This window comes from Blastococcus sp. TF02A-26 (assembly GCF_003319125.1).
In the GTDB taxonomy this organism is placed as follows: domain Bacteria; phylum Actinomycetota; class Actinomycetes; order Mycobacteriales; family Geodermatophilaceae; genus Trujillonella.
The window spans coordinates 58,106-69,758 of sequence record NZ_QOHG01000021.1 but is presented as its reverse complement, the minus strand read 5'-3'; the positions used below and the strand labels follow the sequence as shown (position 1 = coordinate 69,758).

The 11,653-nt window shown below is 73.3% G+C and carries 11 protein-coding genes; 5 read left to right on the top strand and 6 right to left on the bottom strand.

The window, feature by feature from the left end; genetic code table 11:
• The first annotated feature begins 163 nt into the window (after window positions 1-163).
• A complete protein-coding gene (locus DQ240_RS19780; RefSeq protein WP_113841421.1) occupies window positions 164-619 on the top strand; it encodes a hypothetical protein in 456 nt (151 codons plus the stop codon).
• Here the strand turns inward: DQ240_RS19780 and phaZ are convergent.
• Complete coding sequence (phaZ, locus tag DQ240_RS19775) at window positions 616-1,455, bottom strand: poly(3-hydroxyalkanoate) depolymerase (protein ID WP_113841420.1); 840 nt, start codon at window positions 1,453-1,455, stop codon at window positions 616-618. The genes DQ240_RS19780 and phaZ overlap by 4 nt on opposite strands.
• Complete coding sequence (locus DQ240_RS19770) at window positions 1,445-3,220, bottom strand: alpha/beta hydrolase (protein ID WP_199589415.1); 1,776 nt, start codon at window positions 3,218-3,220, stop codon at window positions 1,445-1,447. The genes phaZ and DQ240_RS19770 overlap by 11 nt, the downstream gene beginning before the upstream one ends.
• A gap of 162 nt (window positions 3,221-3,382) precedes the next feature.
• Between DQ240_RS19770 and DQ240_RS19765 the strand changes: the two genes are divergently transcribed.
• Window positions 3,383-4,222 carry a class II aldolase/adducin family protein gene (locus tag DQ240_RS19765; RefSeq protein WP_199589414.1) on the top strand — a complete coding sequence of 280 codons (840 nt, stop codon included), beginning with the start codon at window positions 3,383-3,385 and terminating at the stop codon, window positions 4,220-4,222.
• 116 nt (window positions 4,223-4,338) lie between these two features.
• Window positions 4,339-4,599: a hypothetical protein gene (locus tag DQ240_RS19760; RefSeq protein ID WP_147262040.1), complete on the top strand. Its 261-nt coding sequence runs from the start codon at window positions 4,339-4,341 to the stop codon at window positions 4,597-4,599.
• Here DQ240_RS19760 and DQ240_RS19755 read toward each other — a convergent pair.
• Window positions 4,574-5,752 carry an acyl-CoA dehydrogenase family protein gene (locus DQ240_RS19755; protein ID WP_113841418.1) on the bottom strand — a complete coding sequence of 393 codons (1,179 nt, stop codon included), beginning with the start codon at window positions 5,750-5,752 and terminating at the stop codon, window positions 4,574-4,576. The genes DQ240_RS19760 and DQ240_RS19755 overlap by 26 nt on opposite strands.
• 154 nt (window positions 5,753-5,906) lie before the next feature.
• Between DQ240_RS19755 and DQ240_RS19750 the strand changes: the two genes are divergently transcribed.
• Window positions 5,907-6,614, top strand: coding sequence for a hemerythrin domain-containing protein (locus DQ240_RS19750; RefSeq protein ID WP_113841417.1), 708 nt, complete (start codon window positions 5,907-5,909; stop codon window positions 6,612-6,614).
• Window positions 6,615-6,712: 98 nt separating this feature from the next.
• On the opposite strand, the gene DQ240_RS19745 is transcribed toward DQ240_RS19750, so the two are convergent.
• Both DQ240_RS19745 and DQ240_RS19740 read right to left on the bottom strand, forming a co-directional pair.
• Window positions 6,713-7,756 carry a YihY/virulence factor BrkB family protein gene (locus tag DQ240_RS19745; protein ID WP_113841416.1) on the bottom strand — a complete coding sequence of 348 codons (1,044 nt, stop codon included), beginning with the start codon at window positions 7,754-7,756 and terminating at the stop codon, window positions 6,713-6,715.
• 91 nt (window positions 7,757-7,847) lie between these two features.
• On the bottom strand, window positions 7,848-9,290 hold the full coding sequence (locus tag DQ240_RS19740) for an MFS transporter (RefSeq protein ID WP_233498840.1): 1,443 nt from the start codon (window positions 9,288-9,290) through the stop codon (window positions 7,848-7,850).
• Between the two features lie 263 nt (window positions 9,291-9,553).
• Between DQ240_RS19740 and DQ240_RS23740 the strand changes: the two genes are divergently transcribed.
• Window positions 9,554-9,730 (top strand): hypothetical protein, encoded by a 177-nt coding sequence (locus DQ240_RS23740; RefSeq protein ID WP_199589412.1) that lies wholly within the window; start codon window positions 9,554-9,556, stop codon window positions 9,728-9,730.
• Between the two features lie 75 nt (window positions 9,731-9,805).
• Here the strand turns inward: DQ240_RS23740 and DQ240_RS19735 are convergent, their stop codons facing one another.
• On the bottom strand, window positions 9,806-11,602 hold the full coding sequence (locus DQ240_RS19735) for an acyl-CoA dehydrogenase (protein ID WP_113841415.1): 1,797 nt from the start codon (window positions 11,600-11,602) through the stop codon (window positions 9,806-9,808).
• Window positions 11,603-11,653: the final 51 nt, after the last annotated feature.

Here is an 11,653-nt window from a genome sequence, read left to right as displayed (position 1 = left end):
GAGGACCGCGTCTACACGCTGCCGGCCGATGCCGGGGACGGCGGGGCGGACGGCGACCTGCGGTTCGGGCAGGCGGTCCGCTCTGCCGAGGGCCAGCTACGGTCCTTCTGGGACCAGGCGCTGAGCAAGGGCTTCGCCGACGCCCCTGCGCTGGGGGCACGCGGTGGAGCTCCCGGCCGTGGTCGAGGGCGAGCCGTCGGGATCGGTCTGCACCGGCGAGGGGCCGGAGGTCGACCTGGAGTTCTGCGCCGCCGACGGGTCGGTCCGCTTCGACCCCGGCCTGCTCGAGCCGGCGCACGACGAGGTCGGCGACCACGCCGTGGTCACGCTGCTCGGCCTGCCCTACGCCGTGGCGGTGCGGACGCGGCTCGGCCTCCCCACCCTCGGCGAGGAGGCGGAGGACGCCGTGGTCTGCACGACCGGCTGGATGGCCCGGGAGCTGTTCCGGGGAGCCGTGGTGGGTGCTCCGCCGATCTCGGTCGACGAGGTGGACGACGCCGCGGTCGCCCTGCTGCGCTACGGCGAGGAGGACAGCGTGCTGCCGGGCTCCGACGCCTCCGGCTTCGAGCTCGTCGACGCCTTCCGGCGCGGCTTCCTGGGTGGTACCTGCGGGATCTAGGGGCGGTCGAGGAACTGCTCGACGACCGGTGCCAGCTCGTCCGCCTCGGTGAGCAGGGCGAGGTGGCCGCCCCGGTAGACGTGCACGTCGGCGTCGGGGAGGAGGCGGCCCATGATCCGGGCGTTGGCCACCGGGACGATCGGGTCGTCGTCCCCGGCGAGGACGAGCGTGGGCTGCCGGATCAGCCGCAGGAACGGCAGGCTGCTCCAGCCGGTGCTCGAGGCGAGCTGGTAGTAGTACCCGCGCCGCGGACCGATGCGAGTCGCCGCGTGCAGCACCCGCGCCGCCCGCTCGGGGTCCGAGCGCATGGTGCCGCCGTAGATCTGGCCGGCGATCTCCCGCGCGTACTCCGGGTCGCGGTGCCGCCGCGGGGTGAGCATCCGGCTCAGCACCTTCGGCGACCCCGGCACCATGAGCGTGCCGGTGCCGGTGGCGGCGAGCACCAGCCGGCGGCAGCGCCGCCGGTGCTGGACGGCGAAGTGCTGCGCCAGACCACCGCCCCAGGACAGCCCCAGGACGTCGACCGGCCGGTCGTGGCCCAACCGGGACAGCACGCCGGCGACGACCGGGGTGAGCGTGCCCAGCACGTAGGGGACCACCGGTCTCGGGGAGCCACCCACGCCCGGGACGTCGAACCGGATGACCGTCCGCCGCGCGTCGAGCGCGTCGACGAACGGCTGCAGCACCTCCAGGCTCGCGCCGATGCCGTTCATCAGCAGCAGCGGCGGCACGTCGGCGTCCGTGCCGGTGCGGACCGACACCCGCAGGGACCGCCCGGCCGCGGTGACCGTGCGGACGTCCTCCGCGGCCCGGGACCGCAGCCGGTCACGAGTCATGCACGTAGCTCCCCGGGGCGTCCTCCAGCGGCGGGTGCGCCTGCGACCCCAGGGCCTCCGGCGCCGGCACCTCGTCGCCGCTGCGCTCGCCCAGCCAGGCCATGTAGTCCGGCCACCACGAGCCCTTCACCTTCTCGGCGCTCGCGAGCCACCGGTCGGGGTCCGCGGGGGTCTCCGGCGCCACCTGGAACGTGGACTTGGGGTTGCTCGGCGGGTTCACCAGCGACGCGATGTGGCCGTTGGTGGAGAGCACGAAGCGGCTCTTCCCCCCGAGCAGCTGCGTCGTCCGGTAGCAGGCCTGCCACGGGCAGAGGTGGTCGGCGATACCGGCTGTGACGTAGGTGTCGACGTCCACGGCCTTCAGGTCCACGGGGCTGCCGAGCATCGTGGAGGCGCCCGCCTCGGTCAGCGAGTTGCGCACGGCGACGTCGATGAAGTCGCGGTGCAGGCCGGCGGTCATCCGGGTGGTGTCGGCGTTCCAGTAGAGGATGTCGAACGCCGGCGGCGGCTTGCCCTGCAGGTAGTTGTTGACCCAGTAGTTCCACACCAGGTCGTTCGGGCGCAGCCAGGCGAAGACCTCGGCCAGCATGGCCCCGTCCAGGTAGCCCTGCTCGCGGGACTTCTCGACCGCCTGCTGCACGGCCTCGCGGTCCATGAGCGCCGACACCGTGCCGGCGCGCGACCAGTCCAGGACGGTCACGGCGAAGCTGGCCGCGGCGACCCGGCCCAGGTCGCCGGCGGCGGCCAGGTGCGCCAACACCATCGAGGTGATGATGCCGCCGGAGCAGAACGCCTGGAGGGCCACCCGCTCGCTGCCGGTGATCTCCTCCGCGGCCGCCATGGCGTCGAGGACCGCCTGCCCGTAGTCGTCCAGGCCCCAGTCGGCGTGCTCGGCCGTCGGGTTGCGCCAGCTGATCATGAACACCTGCTGGCCGGCGCCGACGTAGTGCTCGACGATGCTCCGGCCCGGCGCCAGGTCGGTGATGTAGTACTTGTTGATCGTCGGCGGCACGACGACGAGCGGCACGCTGCGCACCCGCTCGGTGGTCGGCCGGTACTGGATCAGCTCGAAGACCGGCGTCCGCAGGACGACGGCGCCGGGGGAGACGGCGAGGTCCTCCCCGACGGTGAACGCGTCCTCCTCCACCATCGAGGGCACCCGCGGCGGCGACATGAGGTCCTTGACGAGCCGCCGGGTGCCACCGATCAGGTTGCGCCCGCCGGTGTCGATGACCGCCTTCCACATCAGCGGGTTCAGCGGCGGCACGTTGCTGGGCGCGAGGGCGTCGACCAGGTTGGTCAGCGAGAACCGGATCCGCTCGTCGTCCTGCCAGTCGAGGTCGGCGTCGTCGACCAGCCCGACGGCCGCGCGGGCCGTGGCGATGTGGGCCTGCATCGTCCGGCGCAGGAAGGGGTTGCCGGTCCACGCGGGGTCGGCGAACCGCTTGTCCTTGGGCGAGGCCGCGATGTCGCTGCGGCCGACGGCGATCCGGGCGAGGTCCTGGGCGAGCGTGGTGGCGCGTCGGGCGAGGGCGTCGGGGTGGCGGGCCAGCGAGGCGCCGAAGCGCGCCGTCGTCCGGACCGGCGGGACCAGGCGGCGCAGCGGACCGCGGGCGCCGTCGACCAGGACCATGTCGAGCCCGGTCATGGCCTCCGTGGCCGCTTCCGGCGCCTGGCCGGGCCCGGTGTCGCCGCGTTCGCGCGTGGCCGTCGGTGCCGTGGTGGGTTCGCCACGGGGGGTGGTGGTGTCGCGGGCGGTGGTCATGCCGGCCTCCTCGAGGTGCTCGGCGGCAGCTGTGACCCGGCCCACTCAACCACGGTCGGCGCGTTCCGGCTCGACGGCGTCCGCGGCTGCCGCGCGGCCCCGCCGGGCATGCACAATCGGGCGGTGCGGCAGCCGCCGCGTCCCGAGCAGAGGAGACCCGCCGTGACGGTCACCGAGCCCCGCCCGACGCCGCTGCCCGCGGCGGCCGCCGACACCGATGCCGGGGGCCGGAAGCTGCGGATGGCCCTCCCGCCGGAGTTCACCTCGGTGGCCGAGGAGCGGGCCCACCGCAAGGCCAAGCTGGCCGCGGCCTTCCGGATGTTCAGCAAGGCCGGCCTGGACGAGGGCGTCGCCGGGCACATCACCGTGCGCGATCCCGAGGCGACCGACACCTTCTGGGTCAACCCCTTCGGGATGCACTTCAGCATGATCCGCAGCAGCGACCTGGTCCGCGTCGACCACGCCGGCGAGGTGGTCGAGGGCGACCGCGCGGTCAACGGGGCTGCCGTCGCGATCCACTGCGCCGTCCACGCCGCCCGCCCCGACGTCGTGGCCGCCGCGCACGCCCACGGCCCCTACGGCAAGACGCTGTCCAGCCTGGACATGACCATCGAGCCGCTGACCCAGGACGCCTGCGCGTTCTACGACGACGTCGGCGTCTTCGACAGCTACTCCGGCGTGGTGCTCGACCCCGAGGAGGGCCGTCGGATCGGGGAGGCCCTCGGCGCGCACAAGGCCGTGATCCTGCGCAATCACGGGATGCTGACCGTCGGGGCGTCGGTGGACAGCGCCGCCTGGTGGTTCCTCACCCTCGAGCGCACCGCGCAGTCCCAGTTGATGGCCTACTCGGCCGCCGCGGGGCTCGGCACCCCACCGCGGCGGATCGGCCACGAGGAGGCCACCGTCACCCGCGGCCAGGTCGGCTACGAGTTCGCCGGCTGGTTCCAGTTCCAGCCCATCTGGGAGCGGATCAGCCGCGACCAGCCCGACCTCTTCGACTGAGGCGTTGCCCCTGCACCGGCCACTCGGCTGGTGGAGACGGCCGGTGACGGGTCAACGCTGCCGGGCCGCGCGCGGTCGTGCCCTCGTCCGCCTCTCCGGACGTGGCCGCGGAGCCGGTGCCTGACGACGACGAGGAGTGGTGGGGGTACAACGCAGCGACCGAGCCGGGCATCCGCGCGTTCGTCCTCAGCACCAAGGCGCTGGAGCTCGCCGAGGACGGGCTGGCGACCACCGGCGGTCTCGCCCACGCGGCGAGGATGATCAGCGTCGTCCTCCTGTGGGGTCGTGGTGGCGGCCGTCGCGCTGTTCCTGCTCTTCGTCGCCGCTGCGGCCGCCCGCACCTGAGACGGGTCAGACCAGCGCGCTCTCGCCGGTGACGGCGCGGCCGACGATGAGGCTGTTGACCTCGCGGGTGCCCTCGTAGGAGTAGATGGCCTCGGCGTCGGCGACGTACCGGCCGACGTGGTTCTCCAGCAGGATGCCGTTGCCGCCCATGAGCTCGCGGGCCCAGCCGACGGTCTCGCGCATCCGCATCGTGCTGTAGGCCTTGGCCATCGAGGCGTGCTCGTCCTTGAGCCGGCCGCAGTCCTGCAGCTGGGAGGCGCGGGCGCACAGCGTGGCCGAGGCGGTGATGTTGCCGAGCATGCGGAACACCAGGTCCTGGACCAGCTGGAAGCCGGTGATCGGCTGGCCGAACTGCTGCCGGCCCTCGGCGTAGCGCAGCGCGTGCTCGTAGGCGCCGCGGGAGCAACCGACCGCCGACCAGGCCACGCTCACCCGCGTGGCCCGCAGCACCTGCGCGGTGTCGCGGAACGAGTTGGCGCCCTGGAGCCGATTGGCCTCGGGCACCCGGACGCCGTCCAGGGTGATGTGCGCGTTCTGCACCACCCGCAGCGCGATCTTGTCCTCGAGGTCGACGGCGGAGAAGCCCGGCGTCCCCTTCTCGACGACGAAGCCGAGCACCCGGTCGGTCTCGACGTCCCGGGCCCAGATGATGACCAGGTCGGCGAAGCTGCCGTTGCCGATCCACTTCTTCTGGCCGTCCAGCACCCACTCGTCGCCGTCCCGCCGGGCGGTCGTCTGCAGGCCGCGGGCGACGTCGGAGCCGTGCTCGGGCTCGGTGAGGCCGAACGCGCCGATGAGCTCCATGCGCGCCATCGCCGGCAGCCAGCGCTCCTTCTGCTCCTCGGAGGCGCACAGGTGCATGGTGCCCATCGCCAGCCCGCCGTGGACGCCCATGAAGGTGGCGATCGACGGGTCCCCGCGGGAGAACTCCATCGCCACCATGCCGTCGAACAGCGAGGACCGGCCGGGCGAGCCGTGGCCGGAGTACTGGGCCCCGGCGACACCCAGCTCGGCGAGGCCCGGCACGAGCTCGTGGGGGAACTGCCCGCGCGTCCAGAAGTCGTTGATGACCGGCGTGACCTGCTCGTCCATGAAGGCGCGGACGCGGTAGAGGGTCTCCCGGTCCTGGTCGTCGAGGAGCGCCTCGAGCTCGTAGAAGTCCGACGTCACCGGCGGCGGGGTCATGGTGCCTCCTCGGGGCCGCGGGCTCCGTCGTCCGCGGAGCAGGGCCCTACCCGCGGTGGCGGCGCGGGCAACCGGTGCGCCCGCGTGGCATGCGGCACGCCCGCACGGGGAAGTACGGGACGGATCCGTCCCGCTCCGAGAGGTCGTGCTCCCCGTGCCCCGTTCCATCGCTGACCAGTCCGAGTCCGAACTCGGCGGCCCAGGCAGCGTCCTGGCCCGGCAGCGCCGCGACCACATCCGCCTCGACCAGCTGCTGCACGAGCTCGACGGCAGCACCGGCCGCCACCAGGAGGAGGTGCTGCAGCGCATCGACCGGCTCGTGTTCAGCCACGCCTTCGCCGAGGAGGCGGTCCTGTGGCCCGCGGTGCGCCGGGTCCTGCCCGACGGGGAGGAGCTCACCCTGCGCATCGAGGAGGAGCACCAGGAGGTCAACGAGCTGGTGTCCGCGCTGGAGGAGGGTGGGCTCGACGACCCGCAGCGGCCGGCCCGCCTCGCCCGGCTGGTCGAGGTGCTGCGCGAGGACGTCCGCGACGAGGAGGACGTCCTGCTGCCCCGCCTGCAGGAGAAGCTCGACGAGCACGAGCTCCGCCGGCTCGGCCGGCAGTGGGAGCTGGTGCGCCGGATCTCGCCGACCCGCCCGCACCCCACCGTCGCCCGCCGACCGCCGGGCAACGCCCTGTCGGCCCTCCCGCTGTCGGTGATCGACCGCACCCGCGACCTTGTCGACGCCGGCGTCCGTCGCGGGCCGGCGCGGCTGGCCCCGGTCGGCGAGGCGGTCAGCAAGGGCCTCGCCGGCGTGGCGGCGCTGGTGGAGCGCACCCCGCCGGCCCGGCACGGCGACCGCCCCGAGACCTCCCGCTGATCGGAGTCGCTCGAGTGCGAGAACCGCACTCGAGCGACTCCGTACGTACGACGGAGGGCCGGCCCCCGCGGGGGACCGGCCCTTCGTCATGCGTGCGCCTAGTTCGTCTGGCGCGGCTTGGGCTCGGCGCGGGCGTCGAGCTGGATCTCCTTGTGGGCCTCCGGCACGCCCTCCTTGAGCTCCTTGGTCCGCTCCATCTCCGCGTCGAGCTCGATGCCGAACAGCAGCGACACGTTGATCAGCCAGAACCAGATCAGGAAGACGACGACCCCGGCGAGGGCGCCGTAGGTCTTGTTGTAGCTGCCGAAGTTGGCGACGTAGAACGCGAACGCGGCCGAGGCGACGACGGCGACCAGGATGGCGACGCCGGCACCGGGGCTGACCCACTTGAAGCCGCGCAGCTTGGCGTTGGGCGTCGCGTAGTAGAGGACGGCGATCATCAGCGCGAGGACGACGACCATCAGCGGCCACTTAACGACGTTCCACACGGTCATGGCGGTGTCACCGAGACCGATGGCGCTGCCGACCGCCTCGACGACCGGGCCGCTCAGCACGAGCATCGCGACGATCAGCGCGGCGAACAGCACGCCGACCAGCGTGACCAGCAGCTGCAGCGGCTTGAGCTTCCACATCTTGCGGCCCTCGGGCGTCTCGTAGACGACGTTGGCGGCGCGGGTGAAGGCGCCGACGTAGCCCGAGGCGGACCAGATGGCGGCGGCGAGACCGATGACCAGCCCGAACCCGGCCGTGCTGGTGTTGCCCGCGATCTGCTCGATGACCGGGTTGATCGTCTCGGCGGCGTCGGCCGGGACCACCGTCGTCAGCGCGTCGGAGAGCTGCCTCGGGTCGGTCAGCAGCCCGACGATGGACAGCAGCGCGATGATCGCCGGGAACAGCGCCAGGACGCCGTAGTAGGTCAGCGCGGCAGCCCGGTCGGTGAGCTGGTCCTCGCTGAACTCCTTCACCGTGCGCTTGAGCGTGCCCATCGTGGTGGGCGACGGGTCCGCGCCGCGAGGGGCGTTGTCGAACCGCGTCGAGTTGACCTTGTCGTCGTGCGGGGCGGGGTCGCCGGCGACGTTGCCGGAGAAGCGGGTGTCCTTCGCAGCGGTGGAGGCGCTGCGGGAGCCGGTGGAACGGGCCATCGGGGGTCCTCCGGTCAGGGGCGGTTTACAACGTTCTCGCCCCTCGATGCCCCGGACGGTCCCGTTCCATTCGCCGCCCCGGTGTGTCCCGTCAGCGCAGGCCGCTGACCGGCGACCACTCGCCGGACCCCGCGGTGGCCCGCTCGACGTCGGCCAGCGGGTCCTGCGGGCCGGGGCGCCGGCCTCCGCGCAGCACCGCTCCGAGCGCGACCAGGGCGACGACCGCGGCCGCTCCCACGCCGATCAGGCAGACCAGGGTGAACGCCGACGCGCGCGGCAGCCCGGTGGCCGGATCGGTGCCGGCGGTGAGCAGCGCGACCGCCAGCGCGCTGCCCGCGGCCTGGCCCACCGAGCGGGTGATCGAGTTGACCGCGTTCGCGACCCCGGTCTCGCTCGGCCGCACCGCCTGGACGACGAGGGTCGGCAGCGCCGCGTAGGCGATGGTCACCCACACCTGGGCCAGCAGGGAGCCGGCGACGACGCCGGCCGTGCTGCCCCGCAGCAGGGCCAGCAGGAGGAACCCGGCCAGCCCGGCGAGCCCGCCGGCCAGCAGCGTGGGCAGCGCGCCGAGGCGCGCCACCACCCGCCCGGCGACCGGGGCCAGCACGATGCCGGCCACCCCGCCCGGCAGCAGGTACACGACGGCCGCCTCGAGCACCGAGGAGCCGAAGCCGTAGCCGGCGACCTCCGGCGGGGTCTGCACGTACTGCAGGACGGCGATGAAGGAGACGAACAGGCCCAGCCCCGTCATGAGGCCGGCGATGTTCGGGGCGAGCGTGCGCGGGTCGGTGAGCATCGACGGGCGGACGAGGGGCTCGCGGAGCCGGCGCTGCAGCACGACCCACGCCGCGAGGACGACGACCGCGGCTCCCGCGCAGCCGAGGGTCGGGGCCGCCGTCCAGCCCCAGGCGTTGCCCTGGGAGACCGGGAGCAGCAGGAGGACCAGACCGGCGCCCAGCAGGGCCGCGCCCCACCAGTCGACGCCTCCGGACGCGGTCGCGGGCCGCCGGGGGAGCACCACCACCGCGAGGACCAGGCTGACCAGGCAGACCGCGAGCCCGATCCAGAAGGCCTCGCGGTAGCTGCCGTCGCCCTGGGTGAGCAGGCCGGTGGCCACGAGCCCCACGACGCCCCCCACGGCCAGCGTGCTGCTGACCAGGGACATCGCGACGCTGAGCCGGGCCTCCGGGAGCTCGCGACGCAGGACGCTGATCGACAGCGGGAACAGCCCGTACGAGGTGCCCTGCAGCACCCGGCCCACGAGGAGCAGGGGCAGCGAGTCGGCGACGAGGGTGAGGACCGTGCCGAGCGTGACGACCACGAGGATGCCGAGGAACACGGGGCGTTCCCCGCGGGTGTCGCCCAGCCGGCCCAGCACCGGCGTCGACACGGCCGCGGCCAGCAGGTTCGCGGTGAGCACCCACCCGGCGGCGCCGGCGGAGACGTCGAGCTCGGTGGCGATCGCCCCCAGCAGGGGGACGACGAGGCTCTGCAGGAGCGAGAGCGTGGTGACTGCGAGTGCCAGCGCGAGCACCAGGGGGCCCGGGCGCGCCGGGTGCTCCGGACCCGCCGCGACGCTCGTGTGCGTCCTCCCGGCCGGCCTCACGCCAGGATCAGATCACGGCGGCCGCAACCGGTGCCGCGGCAGATCCGGCGTGTGAAGTGCGTCACGAGGAGTCAGGAAACGATCACAGATCGACGATTGAGACGGTGATCGACGGGGGACACAGCCCCCGAAGACGAGCCGCCCGCGCACCTGGCGGGCCGGCGCACGCGAACGACAGGGGGAAGTCTCCGATGATGTTCTGGCCGGCAGTGACCCTGCTCGGGTTCCTGGTCCTGACCGGACTCGTGATCGTGATGGGGGCCTCCAGCACGGCCCGCTACGAGCGGGAGAAGAGCGCCGCGAGTGCTTCCCGGGCCGCACAGCCGGCGCCTGCCGCCGAGCCGGTGGCGGCCGCCGCCACCGCCTGACCCTCCACGACACCTGCGCCCCGCCGCTCCTCGGAGCCGCGGGGCGCATCTGTGTGTCGGGGTGCCCCCCCGCCGCTAGAGCCAGGCCTCGTCGGTGTCGAGGACGGTCCGGTCGAGGGACTCCAGCAGGTCCAGGTGCATGTGCACCTTCGGCAGCTCGTGGCGGTGGAAGTACCGGGCCGCGGCGCGCTTGCCCTCGTAGAAGTCCCCCGCCTGGTCCCGGGTCGCCAGCGCCTGCTCCAGCCACAGCCAGGCGACGACGACGTGCCCGGCGGCCTCCAGGTAGGCGGTGGCGTTGGCCAGGGTGACGGCCGGGTCCCCGGCGCCCCACAGCGTCGCCGTCACGGCCCCCAGCCGGGTGACCGCGGCGTCCAGGTCCGTGGCGAAGGCGGCCCAGTCGGTGCCGGCCGCGCGCGCGGTCGTCGCCGTGATCGTCTCGCCGAGCAGCCGCAGGCCGGCGCCGTCCTGCATGAGCACCTTGCGGCCGAGCAGGTCCAGGCCCTGGATGCCGTTGGTGCCCTCGTGGATCGGGTTGAGCCGGTTGTCCCGGTAGAACTGCTCCACCGGGTAGTCGCGGGTGTAGCCGTAGCCGCCGTGCACCTGGATGGCCAGGTCGTCGGTCACCGGTCCGTACTGCGACGGCCACGCCTTCGCGATCGGCGTGAGCATCTCCAGCAGCAGGTGCGCCCGCGCGCGGTCCTCGGCCGACTCCGCCGTCTGCTCCTCGTCGACCAGCCGCGCGCAGTACAGGCCCAGCGCCATGCCGCCCTCGGCGTAGGACTTCGCGGCCAGCAGCATCCTGCGGACGTCGGTGTGCTCGACGATCCGCACCGCGGGGGTGGACGGGTCCTTCGCCGTCGGCGGCCGGCCCTGCGTGCGGGTGCGGGCGTACTCGAGCGCGTGCAGGAAACCGGTGTAGCCCAGCACGGTCGCGCCCATCCCCACGCCGATCCGTGCCTCGTTCATCATGTGGAACATGTAGGTGAGGCCGCGGTGCTCCTCGCCGACGAGGTAGCCGACCGCGCCGGCCCGCCCGCCCGGGGTGTGCACGCCCTCGCCGAAGTTCAGCAACGTGTTCGTCGTCCCCCGGTAGCCCATCTTGTGGTTCAGGCCGGCCAGGACGACGTCGTTGCGCTCGCCGAGCGACCCGTCCTCGCCGACCAGGGACTTCGGGACGACGAACAGCGAGATGCCCTTCACCCCGGGCGGACCGCCGGGGATCTTGGCCAGCACCAGGTGGACGATGTTCTCGGTCAGCTCGTGGTCGCCGCCGGAGATCCACATCTTGTTGCCGGTCAGCCGGTAGGTGCCGTCGTCCTGGCGCTCGGCGCGGGTGGTGATGTCGGCCAGCGACGACCCGGCCTGCGGCTCCGACAGCGCCATCGTGCCGAACCAGCGGCCCTCCACCATCGGCCGCACGTAGGTGTCGACCTGCTGCTCGCTGCCGTGCGCGATGAGCAGCCGGGCATTGGCCATCGTCAGGAACGGATAGGCCGAGGTGCCGACGTTCGCGGCCTTGAACCAGGCGAACACGGCCTGGCCGACGGTGTGCGGCAGCTGCATGCCGCCGAAGCGCTCGTCGAACTCGCTGGCCAGCAGGCCGGCGTCGGCGAAGACCTCGAGCGCCCGCTTGACCTCGGGGATCATCTCGACCCGGCCGTCGACGAACCGCGGCTCGTTCTCGTCGGCCTTCCGGTTGTGCGGGGCGAAGTGCTCGGTGGCGATCTGCTCGGCGAGCTCGAGCACCGCGTCGAACGTCTCCCGGGAGTGCTCGGTGTAGCGCTCCCGCTTCACCAGGCTCTCGACCTCGAGCCACTCGTGGAGCAGGAACTCCAGGTCCCGGCGGTTGAGGATCAGCGAGGACGCGGGCACGGGTGGCCTCCAGGGGCGCGCGACGACGGGCGTTGTGCCCACGGTATGCCC